This window comes from Streptomyces jumonjinensis (genome assembly GCF_009600885.1).
Classification (GTDB): Bacteria; Actinomycetota; Actinomycetes; order Streptomycetales; family Streptomycetaceae; genus Streptomyces; species Streptomyces jumonjinensis.
The window spans coordinates 1-20,630 of the sequence record NZ_VCLA01000027.1; the positions used below are offsets into that span (position 1 = coordinate 1).

The following is a 20,630-nucleotide window of genomic DNA, read 5'->3' on the forward strand; positions in this document are numbered from 1 at the left end:
CCGGCCGCAGCCGCGCTCACCTGCCCCGCCGCCGCGCCCCCGAGCACCACTCCGGCCGCCGTGACCAGCGCGAGCGCCCGGCGGCAGCGCTGGTCGGGGGCGGCCGAAGGCGCTCCGTCCATCCCTGGCCGGAGGCCGCACCCGGGGCAGCCGCAGTCGGCGGCGGGCTCGTACTCCTGGAAGACCGGCACTGTCATCGTGTCCCCTCTGTGCTCCGCACGTTCTCTCAGACCGTAGAAAATGCACCTATTCGTTACGTCTCGCACCATATTGGGGTAATCAAGCGACAGAACGACCATCCGACAGGCCGGGCGCGGTCGGATAATGGTCAGGAGCACCCTCTGGCGTCCGGTAGAGTTGTCCAGGTCAGCACGCGCCGCTAGCTCAGTTGGTTAGAGCAGCTGACTCTTAATCAGCGGGTCCGGGGTTCGAGTCCCTGGCGGCGCACGCGAAACAGAGGCCCCCTCGCCATCGGCGAGGGGGCCTCTGTCGTGCGCGCTCACCGCACCGCCGGGTTTCGGCCATCGTCATAGGTTTCCGGCATTTTCATAGGATTCCCCTCAATCGAACTCATGGCCGAATGTAGTTCGTTTGACCCGTGTGATCGTCATAAAGGGCACGGAATCTATCCTGAACCCGGCTGCTTCGGAAGGGCTTGCGTCACCACCGGTCGACAGATCGCGGAACTTTTCGTTCCGTCGTCTGCGCCTGGGCGGGGGCCCCCTGTGCGGCGTGATCGGAGAACAGGCATCATGCAATCGGCGGGTGACTGTCCTCAGTCAATGCGGACAGCGGCCCGCCTTTCATCGGTTCAGGTCAGCGGGTCGAGGGGGCCCAGACCGGAACCCGCCACCTCACACACCACACGCGCCAGCACGCGTGTCGGGGGGATGATTCATGACGTCCAGACCCCATGCCTCCGGGGGGCCGTCCGACCCTGCCCGGACGGCTCAGCTCAGAGTCCCCGCGGAGCTCCGGACGGGCGCGCGGCCACCGCGCCCCAAGAAGGAGCTGCCGCGATACGACTATGAGCACTACAGCCGGTTGGCCGGTCCCCTCACCCAACCAGATCCGGCCAAGCCGTATACGGTGCAGTACCGTTCCCTCCTCTCCCAGGAGCCCCATCGAATACGGGCGGCCCTGCTGCTGGGCGCGGCCCCCCTGGTCTCCCTCGGACTCCTGCTCTGGCTGATGCAGCCCGACCACTGGACCGAGCGCGACCCCAATCTCAAGAACGAGACGCTGCTCGTCCTGGACATCGTCATGCTGGTCTCGATCGGTCTGATCGAGCTCTTCCGCACGATGAACGTCCTGTCCAACGCGCATGCCACGCTGGTGGCGCGCGACCCCGTGCCCGTGGTCCCCGAGAGCGGCACCCGGGTCGCCTTCCTCACCTCCTTCGTACCGGGCAAAGAGCCCCTGGAGATGGTGACGAAGACCCTGGAGGCGGCCGTACGCATCCGCCACCGCGGACTGATGCACGTCTGGCTGCTCGACGAGGGCGACGACCCCGCGGTCAAGGAGGTCTGCGCCCGGCTCGGCGTCCACCACTTCTCCCGCAAGGGCGTGGCGAAGTGGAACCAGGCCAAGGGCCCGCACCGCGCCAAGACCAAGCACGGCAACTACAACGCCTGGCTCCAGGCCCATGGCGACGACTACGACTACTTCGCCTCCGTCGACACCGACCACATCCCGCTGCCGAACTATCTGGAGCGGATGCTCGGCTACTTCCGCGACCCGGACGTGGGCTTCGTCATCGGCCCCCAGGTCTACGGAAACTACGACACGTTCGTCACCAAAGCGGCGGAGTCGCAGCAGTTCCTCTTCCACGCCCTGATCCAGCGCGCGGGCAACCGCTACGGCGCACCCATGTTCGTCGGCACCTCCAACGCCGTACGCATCAAGGCGATCAAGCAGATCGGCGGTCTGTACGACTCGATCACCGAGGACATGGCGACCGGCTTCGAGATGCACCGGGCCAAGAACCCCGCCTCCGGCAACCGCTGGCGCTCGGTCTACACCCCGGACGTGCTGGCCGTGGGGGAGGGCCCGAGCGCCTGGACCGACTTCTTCACCCAGCAGCTGCGCTGGTCGCGCGGTACGTACGAGACGATCCTCACCCAGTACTGGAAGGGCTTCGGCACCATGCCGGCCGGCAAGCTCTTCAACTACACGATGATGATCATCTTCTATCCGATGTCCGCGCTGAACTGGATTCTGGCGGCGCTGAGCTGCGCCCTGTTCCTGGGCATGGGCGCATCGGGCGTGCAGATCGACCCGCTGATCTGGATGATGCTCTACGGCAACGCCTCCGCGCTCCAGATCGGCCTCTACATCTGGAACCGCCGCCACAATGTCTCGCCGCACGAGCCCGAGGGCTCCGGCGGTCTGGCGGGCATGGTGATGTCGGCGCTCTCCGCCCCGATCTACGCGCGCTCGCTGATGGACGCCGTACTCCGCCGCAAGAGCAAGTTCGTCGTGACCCCCAAGGGCGACTCGTCCAGCCCGGACACCCTCTTCGGAACCTTCCGGATCCATCTCTTCTTCATCCTGGTCTTCGGCGCGTCGCTCGGGGCGTCCTTCGTGTTCGGCCACGACCATCCGGCGATGATCACCTGGGCCACGCTCGCCCTGCTGATCACGGCCGCGCCGGTCCTCGTGTGGCGGCACTCCATCCACGAGGAGAAGAAGAAGCGCAAGCGCCGCAGAAAGCGCGGCGGCGGACGGCACGACGCCGCCGCTCCTCCGGCGGGCGCCCCGCTGCCGCCGGAGCCGGGCTCCGGCTCCGCCGCCGGCACCGGCACCGCCGCTGGCCGCACACCGGGGGACCCCGAACAGACCATGCAGATCTCCCTGGGGGGACGTAAGAAATGAGCAGGCAGTCCGTCCGCGCCAACCACCGCAAGCGACGTGCCCGCCGGCTGGCGATCGGCACGGCGGTGGTCGTCGCGGTGGCCGGGATGAACGGGCCCGCGCTCTGGCGCTACGGCACGGCGAAGTACCACGAGTACAAGATCGACCAGCCGGAGTACAAGGCGGCCAACGGCAAGTGGGAGTTCCTCGACGTCCCCTCCGAGTACCGCGTCAACACCATTCACGCGGCGCTGCTGCACACCGGCAAGGTGCTGCTGATCGCCGGTTCCGGCAACAACCAGAAGAACTTCGACGCGAAGAAGTTCGAATCGGTGCTCTGGGATCCGAAGACGAACGTCTTCCAGAAGATCCCCACCCCCGCCGATATGTTCTGCGCCGGACACACCCAGCTGCCCGATGGAAAACTGCTGGTCGCGGGCGGCACCAAGCGGTACGAGAAGCTCCAGGGCGATGTCACCAAGGCGGGCGGTCTGATGATCGTCCACAACGAGGACCCGGACAAGCCCAAGACCCTCCCCGCGGGAACCCGGTTCACCGGCAAGGAGAACGGCAAGACCTTCGTCTCCAAGGACCCCGTCCTGGTGGAGAAGGCCAAGAAGGTCTTCGACCCGGAGACCGGGGAATTCCTGCGGACCGAGGCGGGGCTCGGCCGGATCTATGTCGAGGCGGAGAAGACCGGGAAGAAGTACGAGACCGGCACCGAGGACAACTACCGGGTGCACGGGCTGAGCGGCTCCGACACCCGCAATGTGTACGGCATCGCCCAGAAGCTCGCCCTCGACAAGAAGGACTTCCAGGGCATCAAGGACGCCTACGAGTTCGACCCGGTGGCGGAGAAGTACTTTCCGGTGGACCCGATGAACGAGGCCCGCTGGTACCCCACGCTGACCACGCTGGAGGACGGGAAGGTCCTCGCCCTCTCCGGTCTCGACGACATCGGGGCGATCGTGCCCGGCAAGGACGAGGTCTACGACCCGGAGACCAAGAAGTGGGAGTACACCGGGAAGATCCGGAAGTTCCCCACCTACCCGGCGATCTTCCTGCTGGACGACGGCAAGCTCTTCTACTCCGGCTCCAACGCCGGATACGGGCCCGCCGACGTCGGCCGTGACCCGGGCGTCTGGGATCTGGACACCAACCGCTTCGACAAGATCCCCGGGCTGAGCGACCCCGACCAGATGGAGACCTCGGCCACGGTGATGCTGCCGCCCGCCCAGGACCAGCGGTTCATGGTCATCGGGGGCGGCGGGGTCGGCGAGTCCGAGAAGTCCAGTGAGAAGTCCCGGCTGGTCGACCTCACGGAGGACAAGCCCCGCTTCGAGGACGGCGCGTCGCTGGAGAAGGGCACCCGCTATCCGAGTGCCTCGCTGCTGCCGGACGATTCGGTCCTGGTCACCGGGGGGTCCGAGGACTACCGGGGGCGCGGCGGCTCCAATGTGCTCCAGGCGCGCACCTATGACCCCGAGAGCGGCGAGTACCAGCGGGTCGCCGACCCCCGGGTGGGCCGCAACTACCACTCGGGGTCGGTGCTGCTGCCGGACGGACGGGTCATGATCTTCGGTTCGGACTCGCTCTTCGCCGACAAGGCCAACACCCGGCCGGGCGTCTTCGAGCAGCGGATCGAGATCTATGAGCCGCCGTATCTCTACCGGGACGCCCGGCCCGAGGTGGGCGACGGGCCGAGGCGGATCGAGCGCGGCGCGTCGGGGACGTTCGCGGTCGAGAGCGAGAACCCGGTGGCCACGGCGAAGCTGATGCGGCCCAGCGCGGTCACCCATGTCACCGACGTCGACCAGCGCACGATCGCGCTGGACATGAAGAAGACGGCGGACGGCGTCGAGGTCACGGTGCCGGAGAACCGGGCGCTGGTGCCATCGGGCTGGTACATGCTGTTCCTCACGGACGACCAGGGGACGCCGTCCGAGGCGGTGTGGGTCGAGGTGCCGTAGCGCGGATGCGGCGCGGGGCCCCGAGGGGCCCCGTCCGCGTACCCGTACGCCCTGGTTTCGGCAGGCGGGTCCGCCGATCGATCCGTACGCTCCCGGTCCCGGCAGGCGGGTCCATCTGCCGGACCGATCTGCCGGACCGATCTGCCGGACCGGCGCTACTCGCCGTCCCCGGCGGCGAGGCCGAGGGCGTACTCCGGCCACCAGTCGCCCGCCTTGGGCCCGCCCTTGCAGTCGCCGTCCGACTCCCCCGGCCGCTTGATCCACAGATAGGCGTCCACCTGCGGATCGCCGGTCCTGGTGGTCGGGACCTCACCGAGCGCCCGGCCGGGCGGATTGCACCAGTTCTCCTTCGGGTCGCCGTCCGTGTAAGGGCCGTTCCCATTGCGGCTGGTGTCGATGACGAACGGCTTGCCGCCGACCTTCGCGGAGAGCTTCTTGCCGAACTCCTCGCTCGCGGCGGTCGGATAGAAGTTGGACACATTGACGGAGAACCCGTCGGCCTTGTCGATGCCGGCCCGCCGCAGCGGCTCGTGCAGCGCGTCGGGCTGGGACCAGCCCGCGTTCCCCGCGTCCAGGTAGACCTTGACGGCGGGCAGCCGCTTCAGCCGCTCGACCGCCCCCCACAGCAATTGATAGCGCTCCTCGTGGAACTCCTCGGGGGTGCAGCTGTCCACCAGGTGCAGCACCGCGTCCGGCTCCAGGATCACCGTGGCCCGCCGCTCGCCGATGCCCTTGGCGACCTTGTCGATCCAGTCCCGGTAGGCGTCGGCGCCGGCCGCGCCGCCCTTGGAGAACTGCCCGCAGTCGCGGTGCGGGATGTTGTAGAGCACCAGGAGCGCGTCCCGGTCCGCCGCGGCGGCCTGCTCGGTGATCCTCCGGGTCTCGCCCTCGGGGTCCGCCGTGCCGATCCACTCGGCGACCGGCTGGCTCGCGATCCGCTCGATCAGCCCGGCCTTGCGGGTGTCGCCGTCCTCGCGGTACTCGGCGACCTGCCGGGCCGCCTTCCCGTCCGGGTTGACCCAGTAGGGATCGGTCTCCCTGGGCTGCTGGCTCACCTTCGGCTGATCGCCGTCCTCGTCGGACGAGCACCCGGAGAGCAGCAGCACCGCCGCCCCCACAGCCCCCGCCACGGCACGCCGACTACCGCTCCCGTACATCCATTCCCCCTCCGGCCGTACTGCTCCGAGGCCGTTCATGAACTTCCCGCCCGGGCAGGACCGGTCCAATCCATCCTGGCACACCAGGTCAGCGAGGCAGGAGGCCCCTTGGGGAGCGGACGGGCGCGGGTCCGCGGCGGCTGCGCGCACCGGCCGTCGGACGTACGGCGAACGGGCGGCGGACGGACGGCGGACCGGAACTGTGGGCGGACGGCGGACCGGAACTGTGGGCGACGAGTTCACGACAAGGCGTCATACGGCCCCTAGGCCAAGGCCGTTCGCCGTTCTACAGTGGCGGCATCGGCCCCGGCCCCGGTCCCGGACGTGTCCCCGGATTCCCCACGACCACCGCGAGCCCTCCCGTACGGCGCCGGGCTTCTCCCGCAGCCCGTGCCCCGGCGGTCGAGGACCGACCCGGCCGACGGCTCCGGGGGGAGCGTGTCGTCGGCCGGGTCGGGTCGCGCGGTTCATCCTGGCGTGACAGGCGTTGTTCGGGCTCATCCTGGTGAGGCGTTGTTCGGGCTCATCCTGGCGAGACAGGCGTCGCGCGGCTCATCTTGGTGAGATAGGCGGAGACCACGACATTGGCCGTATAGCTGCCGGCGGCCCGGTCGAAGGTGCCGCCGCAGGTGATCAGCCGTAGCTCCGCCCGCCCGGCGCGGCGCGGGCCGTACGCCTTCCGGGCGTCGAACCGGTCCCGGCCGAAGACCTGGACATCGTCGATGGTGAACTCGGCCACCGAGCCGTCCGTCCTGGTCACCCGGACCTTCTCACCGGGTCTTGCGGCGCTCAGCCCGTAGAAGACCGCCGGCCGGGTCTCGGTGTCCACATGGCCGACCAGCAGGGAGGCGCCCCGTGCGCCCGGCTGTGTGCCGCTGCCGTACCAGCCGACCGTACGCGCCATCGAGTACGGCGGCGGATCGATCGCGCCGGCGGCGTCCAGACCGCGCGGGACGACGACCGCGGCGGCGACCCCCAGCGAGGGGATGTCCACCCGGTCGGGCCTGGCCGGTTCGACGGGGGCGTGGGCGGGCGGCAGCGGCACCCCAGGGGGGCGGCCCACCGCGGCGACGTCGCCGGTGGTGGGGGCGGAGCTGGCGCCGGGACCGCCGGCGGTGCCGCGGCCCCAGAGCCAGAGTCCGAGGAGCAGTACCGCCCAGGCCACCCCGGTGACCAGCCTGCCGGAACCCTGCGAGCCTTCGCCGGACATCTCAGTCGGAGCCGGTACGGCGGCGGCGCGAGGAGCGGAAGGCGACGACGGCGGCGGCGACCCCCGCGAGAACCAGTCCGACGACGGTGTGGGGTGTGCTGGGACCCGCGCTCTCGGCGCTCCCGGTGTCCTTGGCATCCTTGCCGTCCTTGGCGTCCTCAGGCTCTCCGCCATGCCTGGCGTCCTCGGCCTCCCCGCCGTGCCCGGCTTGCTTCCCGGTGGAGAGGACGGCCGTGCCGCCGCCGCCCGCGCGGATCGGGGCGACGGGGGTGGCGCGGTCGTCGGGCCGTGGCCGGCTCTCGGCGATCCGGACGGCGCCGGGGGCAGGGTGGTCGTGGCCGCCGCAGGCGACGGTGATGTCATAAACGCCGGGGGTCGCCTCGGGCGCGAGGACGGTGACGCCGGTGAGCGCGCGGGAACCGTGCCCGTGCCCGGTCCTGCCGGAGCCACGGCCGGCGCCGCTGTCCGAGCCGCCGTCAGATTCCTGGACCGAACCGCTCCGTCCCGCAGAGAGCTCGGAGAGCTCGGCGGCCACGGCGAAGGCCCTGGACCTGGCGGCCCCGGCGGTGGCCTCGCACCCCTGTACCCGGATCTCGACCTCGTCGCCGGGCCGGGCGCCGGCCGGATGGACGGTGACGGTCACGGAGTCATGGGCGTACGCCCCGGCCGCCGCGGGCGCGATGACCAGCGCGGCGGCCACGCCGACCGTACGGAGCGCTGTCGAGCGTGAACGCATCGTGAACCTCCCTGATACGGAAAGGTTCACGCGCCGGGCGGGTTCCCGCATCCCCAGCTGCCGCCGTTCACCATGCCCACCGCTCTGACCTGTGCGTACAGCGAAAGACCGGAGGGCTTGAGGAGTGAACGGCGACCGTCGCGGGGTGCCGGGCCGTCAGATCCGTTCGACCAGATCGGCGATCGAGTCCACGACGGTGGACGGACGGAACGGATAGCGGTCGATATCCGTGGGCGTGGTCACCCCGGTCAGCACGAGGAAGGTCTCCATGCCCGCTTCGAGACCGGCCAGCACATCCGTGTCCATCCGGTCGCCGATCATCGCGCTGGTCTCGGAGTGCGCCCCGATGACATTCAGCCCGGTCCGCATCATCAGCGGATTCGGCTTGCCCGCGAAGTACGGGTCCTTGCCGGTGGCCTTGGTGATCAGCGCGGCGACCGATCCGGCCGCGGGCAGCGGCCCCTCGGTGGACGGCCCGGTCTCGTCGGGGTTGGTGCAGATGAACCTGGCGCCGTCGTTGATCAGCCGGATCGCCTTGGTGAGGGCCTCGAAGCTGTAGGTACGGGTCTCGCCGAGCACCACATAATCGGGGGCGTGGTCGGTGAGGACATAGCCGATGTCGTGGAGGGCGGTGGTCAGCCCGGCCTCGCCGATGACATAGGCCGTGCCGCCGGGCCGCTGGTCGTCGAGGAAGCGCGCGGTGGCGAGCGCGGAGGTCCAGATGTTCTCGACCGGAACGTCGAGGCCCATCCGGGCGAGCCGGGCGTGCAGATCCCGCGCGGTGTAGATGGAGTTGTTGGTCAGTACGAGAAACGGCTTGCCGGTCTCCCGGAGCTTCCTGATGAACGCGTCGGCGCCCGGGATCGGCACGCCTTCGTGGATCAGGACACCGTCCATGTCGGTGAGCCAGGACTCGATCGGCTTGCGTTCTGCCATCAACGGGACTCCTGCCGTGCAGTGGCGTATGGGACGCGATGTGCTGGGACGCCGGAGACACGGCACTGTGGCACCCCGGACACCGACAGCCTAATGGCGTCACTCCATCAGCGCCCTGGTGAGCGGGGGCGGGTTCCCGCCCTGGTGGGCGGGGGCGGCCGGCTCCCGGGGCGCCCTTCCGGCGCGGCGGCGCTTACGGCGGACCGCGTGGCGGCGCGTACCGCCATCAGGCTCCCGGCGGCCGGCCTCGCGGGAAGCGGAGCCGCCGGGCGGCCAGCGCCAGGACTCCGCCGAAGAGCAGCACCGTCCCGAGGGCCGCGCCGAGGCGGAGCAGCGAGGAGTTGCCGGTGGTGGCGAGTTCATCGCGGGTGACGGTGGCGCCGTAGCCGTTGTCGTCGAGGACGGCGAAGCGGTAGTCGCCGGACTCGCCGACCCAGTCGCCGTCGTCGCCCCGGCGCTGGACGATCGCGGCGTTGACCGTGACCTGGTTGGGCGGGGTGTCGGCGGTGAGCGCGAGCCGTACGGGCACGGCGACGGCGGCCCGTCCCGGCACGGTGAGTCCGCCGGCGCCGTCCGCGTCGAGGATCGCCACCACCTCGCCCTCGCTGGTGGTCTCCAGCTCGGCCGGCCACCAGCGGGAGGCGGCGGAATCGTAGAACTCCAGCATCAGCCGGGCGGGGGTCAGCCCCCGGTCACGGGCGGTGAAGACGAGCACGGGGTGGATATTGCGGCAGGGCCGGTCGGTGGTGTTGACGAGTTCGACGGACCACTGTCCGAAGCCGCCGCCGGGGTGGTGGACGGTGGGTCCGCCGTGGAGGCGGGTGCCGATGGGGAACCGCCCGGCGGACGCGGCGCCGCAGCGGGGCTGCCGGGTGTCGGCGACGGGGTGCGCGGCTGGGTGCGCGGCTGGCGCCGCGTCCAGGGGGTGGGCCGATGGTGCCGGTGCCGCGCCCAGGGGTCGTACGGCCGACACCTCGCCTGGGGGGTGTGCGGCTGACGCCGCGAGCAGCAGGTATGCCCCCGGTGCCGCGCCCGGAAGGCGTACCGGTGCTGCCGCGCCCAGGCCGCGTACGGTCTGCGTCGCGCCCGGGGGACGTACCGCCCACACTGCCCCCAGGCGGCCCGCCGTCGTGGCCGTCGTGGCCGTCGCGGGCGGTGGGGATCGGACGACCACCGCGCCGGCGGCGGGCGGTGCGACGGCCGGAAGGGCGAGGGCAGCCGCGATGACGCCGACGGCGAGGACAGTGCGCGGTCGCATGGGTGTGGGTGGCCTTTGCTGATCGTGCTGCGCTGGCGGGGTCGCCGGGAGCCTTCCCCGCGGACCGGGGCGGAGCGGGCGCCGGGTCCGGTACGCCCCCGAACAGCCGTGCAATTCCGCTCTATCAGCGTATTTTCGGACTATAGGGATCGCCTCGGCCGAAGAGAGGCGCGAGGATGAGCTGGGCCGCGCCCCCGGCGATGGGGTGCGCCCCGCCGTCCGCGAGGGCGACGGGCACCCCGGCGGCCTCGGCGACCCGCGCCGTGAAGACATCGGGAGCGGCGGCGACGATCCGGCCGCCGAGGACGATACGGCCGATGTCGAGCAGCGCGACGAGATTGGCCGCGCCCGCGCCGAGAATGCGGGCGGCCCGCTCGGGCTCGCCCCGGCGGACGGCGTCCAGACAGAGGGCCTCGATACAGCCCCGCCGCCCGCAGCGGCACTCGGGCCCGTCGAGCTGGACGGTCTGATGCCCGAACTCCCCGGCCCCGGTCCGCGCCCCCCGGTAGAGCCCGCCGCCGAGCACCAGTCCGGCTCCGAGCCCGGTCCCCAGATGCAGATACGCGAACGAGTCGCTCTCCCCGGCCACGCCGCTCAGGGCGAGCCCGAGGGCGGCGGCGTTGGTGTCCTTGTCCAGGACGACGGGGCAGCCGAGCAGCGCCGCGAGGGTGTCGCGGACGGGGAATCCGTCCCAGTGGGGGAAGCCGGTGACCCGGCGGGCGACGCCGGAGGCATGGTCGAGCGGCCCGGGCATGGCGACCCCGGCCCCGAGGAGACCGGGGGGCCGCTCCCCGCGCAGCAGCAGCCCCACCTCGTCCGCGACCCGGGCGAGCACCGCCGGCGGCTCCCCGCCCGGGTCCAGCGGCGCTTCACGGACCCGGACCCGCTCCCCCGCCAGATCCAGCAGCACCGCCGTCAGCGCGTCGCGGTCCAGCCGCACCCCGACCGCACACCCCGCGGACGGCGCCAGCCGCAGGACCGTACGGGGTTTGCCGCCCGTGGAGGCCCGGTGTCCGGCCTCGGACACCAGCCCCGCCGCCCGCAGCCGGGCGGTGATCTTGCTGACCGCCTGGGGGGTGAGCCCGGTACGCTCCGCCAGCTCCAGCCGGCTGATCCCGTCCCGGCCCGCGGCCCGCAGCAGATCCAGCGCCAGCGCGGCGTTGTGACCGCGGAGGGCCGACAGATTCACACCCGTATCACTCCAGCTCACACCCACTATTGTCGGTATTGCTTGCACTATGGCAACAGCGTTGCTTAAGTGGGGCGTATGACTGATACCGGCGACGCGCTCCGCGTCGGACTCATCGGTTACGGCCTCGCGGGCTCGGTCTTCCACGCCCCGCTGATCGCCGCGGCGCCGGGCCTGGCCCTCGACACGGTGGTCACCGCCGACCCGGAGCGCCGGGAGCGGGCCCTCGCCGCGCTCCCCGGCGTACGCCTCGCCGAACGGCCCGAGGAACTGCTGGAACGCCCGGACCGGCTCGATCTCGTGGTGATCGCGTCCCCCAACAAGACCCATGTCCCGCTCGCGACCGCGGCTCTCACGGCGGGCCTCGCGGTGGTCGTGGACAAGCCGATCGCCGCGACGGCGGCCGAGGCCCGTACCCTGGCGGCGCTCGCGGCCGAACGCGGTCTGCTGCTCTCGGTCTTCCAGAACCGCCGCTGGGACAGTGACTTCCTCACCCTCACCCGCATCATCGCGGACGGCGAGCTCGGCGACGTACAGCGGTTTGAATCACGGTTCGAGCGGTGGCGGCCTCAGCTCAAAGGGGGCTGGCGGGAGTCGGGCGACCCCGAGGAGCTCGGCGGGCTGCTGTACGACCTCGGAAGCCATGTCGTCGACCAGGCGCTGACGCTGTTCGGCCCGGCGGTGCGGGTGTACGCGGAGTCGGATGTACGCCGCCCGGGAGCGGGGGCGGACGACGACACCTTCATCGCGCTCACCCATGCGAACGGGGTCCGCTCCCATCTGTATATGAGCGCCACGGCGGCGCAGCTCGGACCGCGTTTCCGGGTGCTGGGCAGCAGTGCGGGCTATGTGAAGTACGGGCTCGATCCGCAGGAGGCGGCCCTGCGCGCGGGCGAGCGCCCGGCGGCCGGGGCGGGGTGGGGCGTGGAGGAGGAGTCCTTCTGGGGCCGTATCGGGGCCGGGGAGTCTCCGCTGACGGGAGGCGGCCGGCCGTTCGAGACGGTCCCGGGGGACTATCCGGCGTACTACGCGGCGATCGCCCGCGCCCTGCGGGAGGGCGCCGCCCCGCCGGTGACGGCGGAGGAGGCGGCGGCGGCCCTGGACGTGCTGGAGGCGGCGCGCAGATCGGCGCGGGACGGGGGGACGGTGTCGCTGGGCTGAGCCCGGCGGCGCTGCGGAGGGGTGCTGCGGAGGAGCCTCACGCACAAGGGCGTCACAGCCGCATGTCCCGCCTTGGTGAGCAGACGTGTGTACGACGTATCGGTCACGGGCCGGCGCGTTGCCTGGTCCTCGGGCACCGGGCCCCGCTCGCCGTTCGCCGTTCGCCGTTCGCCGGGCCGGCGGTGATCACGCGGGCTTGAACTCCTGCCGCTGCCTCCCCAGCCCCTCCACCTCGGCCTCCACCACATCCCCGGCCCGCAGATAGGGCTTGGGCTCCGGCTGCCCGAGCGCGACCCCGGCGGGCGTACCCGTGTTGATCACATCGCCCGGGTAGAGGGTCATGAACCGGCTCACGTACCGCACCACTTCCGCCACGGTGAAGATCTGGTCGGCGGTGGTGCCGTGCTGCTTCAGCTCGCCGTTCACCCAGAGCCGCAGCCCGAGCGTCTGGGGGTCGGGCACCTCGTCCGAGGTCACCAGCCAGGGCCCCAGCGGGTTGAACGTCTCGCAGTTCTTGCCCTTGTCCCAGGTGCCGCCGCGCTCGATCTGGAACTCGCGCTCGGAGACGTCGTGGGCGACCGCGTACCCGGCGACATAGGAGAGCGGGTCCTCGTCGTCGCCCACATATCGGGCCGTACATCCGATGACCACGGCGAGTTCCACCTCCCAGTCGGTCTTCACGCTGTGGCGCGGCACCAGGACGGTGTCATAGGGGCCGACGACCGTGTCGGCGGCCTTGAGGAAGACGACGGGCTCGGCCGGCGGCTCGGCTCCGGTCTCCGCCGCATGGCCGTGGTAGTTGAGCCCGATGCAGACGACCTTGCCGATCCGGGCGACGGGCGGCCCGATCCGCGCCCCGTCGGCGTCCAGTACGGGCAGCTCACCGGCGTCGGCGGCGGCCCTGATCCGGTTCAGCGCGACGCTGTCGGCGAGGAGGCCGCCGTCGATGTCGGCGACCAGACCGGAGAGGTCGCGCAGGGTGATGCCATCCCGGTCGAGCAGGGCCGGGCGCTCCTCGCCCGGCCTGCCGACACGCAGCAGCTTCATGATCCGACTCCCTCGGTAGTGCCCTCTGGGCTTCGGAGGACGGGGACGATCGCCTAGGGGATCGCCCCAGGGATCGTCCAAGAGATCGGACCACTCCGCAAGACCCGGTGAACCGGTGAACGCTCAGAGCGGGTTCGCCAGGGCCCCGGCGGCCGGCATGTCCCGGCAGAGGACGACTCGTTCGACCGCCGACCAGGTGGTGCTGGTGACGATGTAGAGCGCGGCGGCGAGCGGTACGACGGCGACGGTGATCAGGGTGCCGAAGGAGAGCAGCGGAAGGAAGGAGGTCATGGCCCCCATGCCCGGCGCGGACTCCTGGGGCAGCGGATTCGCCGCCATCTGCCGCTTCGTACGGCGGTAGTTGAAGACGGCGACGGCGGTGACGATCGCGAAGAGCACGAGATAGACCAGGCCGGCGTCGCCGAGGACCCCGCCGTCGCCCAGCGCGTCGGTCCAGCGGTCGCCGAGGGGAGCGGCGAACAGGGTGTGGCTGAGCAGTTCGTTCGGCTCGCCGCCGATGCTGCCGCTGGAGAAGAGGTGGTACAGCAGGAAGAAGGCGGGCAGCTGCAACAGGCTGGGCAGACAGCCGGAGAGGGGAGACGCCTTCTCCTCCGCGTACAGCTCCATGAGCGCGCGCTGGAGGCGCTCGGGGTTGTCGCGGTGCTTCTCGCGTATCCGGGCGACCTTGGGCGAGAGCCGGGCGTTGGCCTTCTGGCCGCGCGCGGCGGCGCGGGAGAGCGGGTGGACGGCGAGCCGTACCAGGGCGGTGAAGAGGATGATCGCGGCGGCGGCGGCCGTGCCGAGGAAGATCGGCTGAAGCAGATCGGCGAGCCGCTCGACCAGACTGGCGAAGACGGACATGCGTGAGCCCTCCGGGGGTCTCGTCGTGCCGGGGTAAGGGAGATGTCGGCATGACGGCCCGCGCGGGGAGCCCCTGAAAGGTTCTTTTACGCGGCCGTCGGGAGGGCGTGCCCGGGTGCCCGGGGCCGGGTGCGGCCACGGGCGTCGGGGTCGCGCTGCGGCAGGAACGCGGTGCGCTGCTCGCGGTCGCGGATGGCGGTGCGCACCCGGGTGCGTGGCACGGCGGGGGCGCAGCGGGCGCTGATGACGGCGCAGACGACGAGCGCGGATCCGGCGGCGGCCGTGGCGGTCGCGGCGAGCGCGACGGCGGCGGAGAGGCTGCTTCCGTCGAGGATCAGGAACTCGACGAGAAGGATGAGACCGAGAACGGCGGGCCGGAGCGGGCGCATGAGCGGCTGAAGCCCCATATCCCCTCCCCGTTCCGGTGATCTCGTGCTCTCTCGTTTATACAGGATCGGGGTGTGGTCGGACCGTGGGACGGGGGCGGGACTCGGCGCGGGGGCGCTTCGGCGGGGCGAGCCTGGGGCGGCCCTCGCACTGGACACCTCGCACGGGGCGCCTCGGGGGGCGGCCCTGGGGGCTCCTGGCTCGGGGCGTCTTTGCGGGGCCGTGCCCTCGGGACGGCTGCGACGCCCGGCCTGCGACGGGCCCGCGCGCGGGGAGTGTGAGGTGGCACGGCGCGCACTCGCCTGAGCCGCACGCCCCCGGGCAGGACGCCTACGCCTTCCCTACCGGGCGCGCGACGGCAGTACGGTGTCCACTATGCGCCCCGACACGCCTGCCGATCACATCGCCGAAGCCGAGCGCCTGCTGCGTACCGCGTCGCAGTTCCCTGAGGACCATGAGCCACTGCTCCTCCAATCCGCGGCCCATCTCGAACTGGCCGGCGACCGCAAGGGCGCTTCCGCCCTCTACGACCGCCTGCTCGCCTCGGGCCCCGAGAACCCGCTGCTGGTGAAGGCCCTCCAGGCGGCGAATCTCTGGGAGTACGGCCATGAGGCGGAGGCCCGCGCCCTGATCGCGGGGATCCGGGCGACGGCCCCGCTGGACCCGGCGCCCTGGGAGATCATCGCGGAGACCCTGGAGTCCCATGACGAGCTGGACGCGTCCCACGACTGCTTCAACTCGGCGCTGACGCTGCTGCTCTCCTCGGCCGACGACGAGATCCCCTATGAGACCCAGTCCCTGGTGATCGGCCGCCACCGGGTCCGCCGCATGCTGGGCCGGGCGCATGACGACTGGGATGTGCTGGCCGACCGGATCCACTCCGCCCAGCCCTCCCGTTCCGCCGTCACCCTGGACGAGCTCCATGACCCGAACCGGCTCTGGGCCCTGGGCTCGGACAACCCGGCGGAGCTCCGCGCGGAGATCGCCCGCCTCCGCTCGGAACTGGGCTCCTACCGCTCGGCCCTCTCCCGCCCCTTCCCGGTCGCGGTCCTCCACTGGCCGGAACCGGAGCTGACGGAGCTGCTCGCGGCATACCCCGAGCTCGAATCGGAGTACCCGACCCACGCGGCCCACCTCACCGACATCGAGGCCTCACTCCGCGACCTCTCCTCCACGGGCACGGGCAATCTGGGCATCGTGACATCGACGGTCCCCTCCTACGAGGCCTTCGCCGCCTCCGAACAGTCCTCCCCGTCCAACGCCGACCTCCTCCCCCAGTACGCCACCATCCTGGCGGCCCGCGGCCGCGCGGCGACATGGCCTCCGGCGCGGGGGGCGGTGTGCTGGTGCGGGTCGGGGAGGGTGTATCGGGACTGTCACGGCGGAGAGAGTTTCTGACCTGTGGTGGCACGCTGACCTCGCCCCGGTTCCGCGCCCGCCCGGGACCGGCGGCAGCAGCACCGCCGCGTACTCCGAACAGGATTTCCTGGCGGGTGGCTTGGAGGAGGTCCGCAACCGGGGCGGCCTTCCCTGGTGGTCCACCAGGCGCCTAGCCGGGAGGAAAGCCCTCCATCACAGCACTGCCCATCTCGTCCGCGGGACCGTTCTCGCCATGCAGGCATCTCCCGTGCACAGCTGGGCGGTTCGACCACGCAGTGCGCACCGGATCTGCGTCGAGCACGCCCACGCCGGGTACAAGCAGTTGCATCCACCCAGCGGCACACGGTCAACATGAATACTCATACGATACGACTCATGCGAAGCCCTGCATGGTCTCGAGATGAACTGGTACTCGCCTGCGCTCTAGTGGTTAAGAATGGTTGGCGCGAGCTACGAGAGGGCGATCAGGCGGTCCAAGAGCTGTCGGAACTTCTGCGCTCGCTTCCGCTGCATGACGGCATTGCGCAGGAGCTGCCCCAGTACCGGTCGGTGGGCAGTGTGAGCCACAAGACAACAGATCTGGCCACAAACCACCCCAGCTACACAGGGAAGCCCACCAAAGGCGGCAGCCTCGACAAGGCAGTGATCGCAGACTTCATCGCCCGGGAAGCCGAGATGCTCGCGGCGGCGCAGGCGATCGAGGAAGGCGTCAGCTCTGGGGAGCTGGTCCGGCTCTCCCCTCAGCCGGACGAGGTGGACGAGGACGGAACCACCGCGTCGGAAGGCCGGCTGCTGGCGCGCTGGGCTCTTTCGCGGGAGCGGGATCCCAAGCTGCGGAGACGCAAACTCGCCCAAGTCCGCAAGAGCGGCACGCCCCTTCAGTGCGAGGTGTGCGCATTCCATTTTGAGCGCACCTACGGAGAGCTGGGCCAAGGCTACATTGAGGTACACCACGTACTCCCCCTTCATATCTCCGGTCCCCGCGAGACCAAGTTGGCGGATCTCGCGCTCCTGTGCGCCAACTGTCACCGCATGTGCCACAAGAGCCACCGCGGCGCATCATGGCGCACGCCAGCTGATGTCCGGGAGGAAATGGCGGACGCGGCGCGGCACGGCAGCTCCCACTAGCCAGTCCAGCGGTGCCGCGCATGCGGAACCGGTCAGGCGGCACTGGCCTCGAACGCATCCGTGAGGAGCTGTGATGTCCCATCGCATCCCTGCCGTACCGGGCGACGCCTGGTTCAAGTCTTCCTACAGCGGGGCCGGCACCAGCGAGTGCATCGAGACAGCACGGTGCGATGGCGGCGCAGCCGTGCGGGACAGCAAGAATCCTCTGGGCTCGCGGCTCGTCTTCTCGGCTGGTGCGTGGGCCGGGTTCGTGGCCGCGGTCGCTGACGAGCGGCTGGGAAGACGCTAGCCACCGGCAGTTGGGGCGACGACGGAGACGGCTGCAAGGAGGAGCCTTGCCCCATTCCCGGCACCCCCCGCCAGCGGGGGACTTCGGCGTCGGGCGCCGGGAATGGGTAGGGCCGCAGCGGCCGGGGGGACAGTTCCAGCCGCTGCGGGCTGTTGGGGACCGGGAGGGGCGGTCCGGGGTGGGGGGCTTCTGAGGGGGTTCCTGTCTGGTGTGGTGGCGAACCGCTTCCCCGGGGGGCCGAGTATCGCGGTCTGCCCCTAAGAACGGAGCCAACTGAACCGCGGTTCAAACAAAGAAACGGAAAAGTTCTACTGAACGGTTCGGCACCCGGCCCCGTACTCCTCATCGACCGGCCCAGACCAGTCGGCCTCAAGGGGAGGACCCGGAACCATGCAGAAGCGACTCGTCTCCGTAGCGGCAAGCGCGATGGTGCTCGGCGCCATGGGTGTCGCGCCCGTCGCCGCGCACGGCGGAAGCCATGGCGGAAGCCACGGGGAAAGCCACAGCGGAAGCCATGGCGAGCACCGCGCAGGCGGCGGGCCGACCGTGTTCAGCGCCGGCGGCGGGCAGCGCGCCTCCTTCAAGGTCGAGCTCTCCGGGGCCAATGAGGTCCCCGTCCCCGGCGGGCCCGCCGCGGGCGACCCCGACGGGAAGGCCGTCGGCCTCGTCGAGGTGAAGGACGACCGGATCACCTTCGCCCTCCGGTGGAAGGGCCTCACCCCCAGCCTCGGCCATATCCATCAAGGCGCCGCCGGGCAGAACGGCGCGCTCAAGGCAGCGCTCTTCGGCAGTGCGATGCCCGACTCCGTCCACTCCGCGGCCGGGCGGATCGCCGTCACCGACGCCGGGCTCGCCCAGGCGATCCGTACCGACCCCGCCGGCTTCTACGTCAATCTGCACAGCGCCGAGTTCCCCGGCGGAGCCGTACGCGGCCAGCTCAAGCCGCTCAAGGGCGGCTTCAACCCGCTGGAGATCGTCCGCGGCGGCGCACTGCGGGCGTTCTCCGACGGCGCCCAGGAAGTCCCCAAGGGCGACGCCTCCAAGGTCGGCGACCCGGACGGGCACGCCGTCACGTTCCTCAGCCCCAAGGGCACGGACGTCGGCTACTCGCTCACCTGGCTCGACATCCAGAGCCCGTCCCTCGGCCATATCCACCGGGGCGAGCTGGGCAAGAACGGCGATGTCGTCTTCAACTTCTTCAACCGGCCCGTCCCCGGCGGCGTCTTCGCCGTCTCCGGCAAGCTGACCGGCCAGAACCGCGCGGCCGTCAAGCGCGTCCGCGCCTACCCGGAGGAGTACTACTCCAACATCCACACCGCCGAGTTCCCGGACGGAGCCGTCCGCGGTCAGCTCTTCGACTAGGTCGTCAAGATCCATCAGACAGGCCCTGAGCCCGACTCCGCGGCAGCAGCCCCGGGAACGGGGCCCGCAGACGGGAGGTGCGGTGCGCCCGCACGGGAAGTGGACAGCGGGTTGCTGAGGGGCCGCTGTCCACGGCGGTGTCACCGCGCGGCGCACCGCACCTCCTCCGCCTGGGCGCGTAACCGCCGGTGAGGCCGGTTACGCGCCCAGCGCATGCGCCACGGTGTAGATCAGCAGACCGGCCAGCGCGCCCACGACCGTGCCGTTGATCCTGATGAACTGGAGATCCCGCCCGATATGCGCCTCGATCTTCCGCGAGGTGTGCTCCGCGTCCCAGCTCGCCACCGTCTCCGAGATCAGCGAGGTGATCTCCCCGCGATAGGTCGTCACCACATACACCGCCGCGTCCTCCACCCAGCCGTCCACCTTCGACTGCAGCCGCTCATCGGTCGCCAGCCGCGCCCCCAGCGACAGCAGCGAGGCACGCGCCCGCAGCCTCAGCTCGCTGCGGTCGTCCTCCGCCGCCGAGATGATCATGGCGCGTACGGAGGACCACGCCGAGGCGATCACGTCCTGCACCTCGGGGCGCGAGACCAGATCCGACTTCAGCCGCTCCACGCGGGCCCTGGTCTCCGTGTCCGACTGGAGATCCGAGGCGAAGTCGTTGAGGAACCGGTCGAGCGCCCCCCGCGCCGGATGGCCGGGCATGTCCCGCACCTCGGTCACGAAGCGCAGCAGCTCCCGGTAGACCCGCTCGCCCACCTTCCGGTCCACGAACCTCGGCGTCCAGCCCGGCGCGCCCCCCTCGACCGCGTCCATCACCGACGCCGCATGGGTGACCAGCCAGTCATGCGCCCGTGAGCAGACCAGATCCACCGCGCGGTGGTGCGCACCGTCGGCTACCACCTTCTCCAGGGTCTTGCCGACCCCCGGCGCGATCTCCACGCTGTTCGCCCGCCTGGTGATCGCCTCGCCCACCACCGCCTGCACATCGGAGTCCCGCAGCACCGTCAGCGCGCCCCGCAGCGCCGTCGACAGCTCGGCCGTGACCCGGTCGGCGTGTGCCGGGTCGGAGAGCCAGGCCCCCAGCCGGGCGCCGATGCCCAGCGCCCGCAGCCGGCCCCGCACCACGTCCCCGGAGAGGAAGTTCTCCCCGACGAATGTGCCGAGCGAGGCCCCGAGCTGGTCCTTCTTGCTCGGAATGATCGCGGTGTGCGGAATCGGGATGCCCAGCGGATGGCGGAAGAGCGCGGTCACGGCGAACCAGTCGGCGAGCGCGCCGACCATGCCCGCCTCGGCCGCCGCCGCCACATACCCCGCCCAGGGGCCCGCCCCGGCGTTCTCCGCCCAGGTGGCCAGGGCGAAGATCAGCGCCACGAAGAGCAGCAGGCCCGTCGCGGTCTGTTTCATCCGCCGTACGCCGCGCTGCTTCTCCGCGTCCGCCTCGGTGTACGCGAAGGACGGCAGGCCGGTACGCCGCTCCCCCGGGGCGGCCGTCCCGGAAGCGGCCCCGGGGGCCGCCTCTGAGATGCCGCCGCCGGCAGCCGCCGGTTCTTCCCGCTCTGTGCGATTCATCCGCTCCACCTGTTCACGCGTACCGCGTACGCATCGTCCCTACCTCAGGTACTCCCAGCGTGCACCTTGAGTTCCCGGACGGGAGGTGGAGGGTGTGGGCCGTCAGGGCCGTGACCGGGAAGTTTCCGGGG

General features: G+C 71.0%; 17 protein-coding genes, 1 tRNA gene and 1 pseudogene. 8 read left to right on the top strand and 11 right to left on the bottom strand.

All coding sequences use genetic code 11. The features are described 5' to 3' along the window. Positions 1-197, bottom strand: a pseudogene (locus FF041_RS03805) (peptidoglycan-binding protein); the annotation flags it as partial. Positions 198-373: 176 nt separating this feature from the next. Between FF041_RS03805 and FF041_RS03810 the strand changes: the two are divergent. The 3 genes from FF041_RS03810 (at position 374) to glxA (ending at position 4,823) form a co-directional block, all read left to right on the top strand. Continuing rightward, a tRNA-Lys gene (locus FF041_RS03810) sits at positions 374-447 on the top strand. 450 nt (positions 448-897) lie between these two features. Further along, positions 898-2,874 carry a glycosyltransferase family 2 protein gene (locus FF041_RS03815; protein ID WP_153521022.1) on the top strand — a complete coding sequence of 659 codons (1,977 nt, stop codon included), beginning with the start codon at positions 898-900 and terminating at the stop codon, positions 2,872-2,874. Then, complete coding sequence (gene glxA, locus FF041_RS03820) at positions 2,871-4,823, top strand: radical copper oxidase GlxA (protein ID WP_153521023.1); 1,953 nt, start codon at positions 2,871-2,873, stop codon at positions 4,821-4,823. Before FF041_RS03815 ends, glxA begins: the two co-directional genes overlap by 4 nt. A 155-nt stretch (positions 4,824-4,978) precedes the next feature. Here the strand turns inward: glxA and FF041_RS03825 are convergent, their stop codons facing one another. The 6 genes from FF041_RS03825 to FF041_RS03850 form a co-directional block, all read right to left on the bottom strand. Then, positions 4,979-5,980, bottom strand: a complete 1,002-nt coding sequence (locus FF041_RS03825) for a glycoside hydrolase family 6 protein (RefSeq protein WP_153521024.1) — start codon at positions 5,978-5,980, stop codon at positions 4,979-4,981. Positions 5,981-6,503: 523 nt separating this feature from the next. Beyond that, positions 6,504-7,190: a class F sortase gene (locus FF041_RS03830; RefSeq protein WP_153521025.1), complete on the bottom strand. Its 687-nt coding sequence runs from the start codon at positions 7,188-7,190 to the stop codon at positions 6,504-6,506. Position 7,191: 1 nt separating this feature from the next. Then, positions 7,192-7,926 carry a hypothetical protein gene (locus tag FF041_RS03835; RefSeq protein ID WP_153521026.1) on the bottom strand — a complete coding sequence of 245 codons (735 nt, stop codon included), beginning with the start codon at positions 7,924-7,926 and terminating at the stop codon, positions 7,192-7,194. 156 nt (positions 7,927-8,082) lie between these two features. Next, positions 8,083-8,862, bottom strand: a complete 780-nt coding sequence (locus FF041_RS03840; RefSeq protein WP_153485085.1) for an HAD-IIA family hydrolase — start codon at positions 8,860-8,862, stop codon at positions 8,083-8,085. A gap of 226 nt (positions 8,863-9,088) precedes the next feature. Further along, positions 9,089-10,120 carry a hypothetical protein gene (locus FF041_RS37705; RefSeq protein WP_194291925.1) on the bottom strand — a complete coding sequence of 344 codons (1,032 nt, stop codon included), beginning with the start codon at positions 10,118-10,120 and terminating at the stop codon, positions 9,089-9,091. A 124-nt stretch (positions 10,121-10,244) separates the two neighbouring features. Next, positions 10,245-11,336 (bottom strand): ROK family transcriptional regulator, encoded by a 1,092-nt coding sequence (locus FF041_RS03850; RefSeq protein WP_407698104.1) that lies wholly within the window; start codon positions 11,334-11,336, stop codon positions 10,245-10,247. A gap of 51 nt (positions 11,337-11,387) precedes the next feature. Here FF041_RS03850 and FF041_RS03855 point away from each other — a divergent pair, with 51 nt between their 5' ends. Next, positions 11,388-12,470 carry a Gfo/Idh/MocA family oxidoreductase gene (locus FF041_RS03855; RefSeq protein ID WP_153521027.1) on the top strand — a complete coding sequence of 361 codons (1,083 nt, stop codon included), beginning with the start codon at positions 11,388-11,390 and terminating at the stop codon, positions 12,468-12,470. Positions 12,471-12,656: 186 nt separating this feature from the next. Here the strand turns inward: FF041_RS03855 and FF041_RS03860 are convergent, their stop codons facing one another. From FF041_RS03860 to FF041_RS03870, 3 genes are all read right to left on the bottom strand, one after another. Then, positions 12,657-13,517, bottom strand: a complete 861-nt coding sequence (locus FF041_RS03860) for a fumarylacetoacetate hydrolase family protein (protein WP_153521028.1) — start codon at positions 13,515-13,517, stop codon at positions 12,657-12,659. Positions 13,518-13,640: 123 nt separating this feature from the next. Then, positions 13,641-14,378, bottom strand: coding sequence for a YidC/Oxa1 family membrane protein insertase (locus FF041_RS03865; RefSeq protein ID WP_153521029.1), 738 nt, complete (start codon positions 14,376-14,378; stop codon positions 13,641-13,643). 86 nt (positions 14,379-14,464) lie between these two features. Continuing rightward, complete coding sequence (locus FF041_RS03870) at positions 14,465-14,785, bottom strand: DUF6412 domain-containing protein (protein WP_153521030.1); 321 nt, start codon at positions 14,783-14,785, stop codon at positions 14,465-14,467. Between the two features lie 355 nt (positions 14,786-15,140). Here FF041_RS03870 and FF041_RS03875 point away from each other — a divergent pair, with 355 nt between their 5' ends. The 4 genes from FF041_RS03875 to FF041_RS03890 all read left to right on the top strand — a co-directional run bounded on the left by FF041_RS03875 (position 15,141) and on the right by FF041_RS03890 (position 18,924). Continuing rightward, positions 15,141-16,163 carry an SEC-C domain-containing protein gene (locus FF041_RS03875; RefSeq protein ID WP_153485078.1) on the top strand — a complete coding sequence of 341 codons (1,023 nt, stop codon included), beginning with the start codon at positions 15,141-15,143 and terminating at the stop codon, positions 16,161-16,163. Positions 16,164-16,520: 357 nt separating this feature from the next. Then, on the top strand, positions 16,521-17,273 hold the full coding sequence (locus FF041_RS03880) for an HNH endonuclease (protein ID WP_153521031.1): 753 nt from the start codon (positions 16,521-16,523) through the stop codon (positions 17,271-17,273). A gap of 73 nt (positions 17,274-17,346) precedes the next feature. Further along, the gene (locus FF041_RS03885) at positions 17,347-17,562 is read left to right on the top strand and encodes a DUF397 domain-containing protein (RefSeq protein ID WP_153521032.1); all 216 of its coding nucleotides are present in this window, start codon (positions 17,347-17,349) and stop codon (positions 17,560-17,562) included. Positions 17,563-17,952: 390 nt separating this feature from the next. Continuing rightward, positions 17,953-18,924, top strand: coding sequence for a CHRD domain-containing protein (locus FF041_RS03890; protein WP_153521033.1), 972 nt, complete (start codon positions 17,953-17,955; stop codon positions 18,922-18,924). A gap of 198 nt (positions 18,925-19,122) precedes the next feature. On the opposite strand, the gene FF041_RS03895 is transcribed toward FF041_RS03890, so the two are convergent. After that, positions 19,123-20,499, bottom strand: a complete 1,377-nt coding sequence (locus FF041_RS03895) for a DUF445 domain-containing protein (RefSeq protein WP_153521034.1) — start codon at positions 20,497-20,499, stop codon at positions 19,123-19,125. Between the last annotated feature and the right edge of the window lie 131 nt (positions 20,500-20,630).